Genomic DNA, 452 nt, shown 5'->3' on the forward strand with positions numbered 1-452 from the left:
TCCACGGTGGATGTGACCATCACCGGCACCAACGACGCGCCGGTGGCCGGTGGCGGTGGCCGATACGGCCGCCGGCACGGAAAACCAGACCCTGACCATCAACGTGCTGGCCAACGACACCGATGTTGACGACGGTCACGCGTTCACGCTGAACTCGGCCAGCGCGCCGGCAAACAAGGGTACGGCCAGCGTGGTCGGCAACCAGCTCGTATTCAATCCGGGAGCCGACTTTGATCATCTGGCGCAGGGCGTTGTCGAGCATGTGACGCTCACTTACCAGATGCAGGATGAACACGGCGCGCTCTCGAGTTCCACGGTGGATGTGACCATTACCGGCACCAACGACGCGCCGGTGGCGGTGGCCGATACGGCCGCCGGCACGGARAACCAGACCCTGAGCATCAACGTGCTGGCCAACGACACCGATGTTGACGACGGTCACGCGTTCACGC

1 protein-coding gene is annotated in these 452 nt (G+C 64.1%); it reads left to right on the forward strand.

Annotated elements, in window-relative coordinates; all coding sequences use genetic code 11:
- Nucleotides 1-55 precede the first annotated feature (55 nt).
- Nucleotides 56-452: Ig-like domain-containing protein (locus AC1DH9_RS30955; protein WP_477809562.1), on the forward strand; the 397-nt coding region annotated here is incomplete at its 3' end.

This window comes from Pseudomonas sp. 05T35, assembly GCF_056396605.1.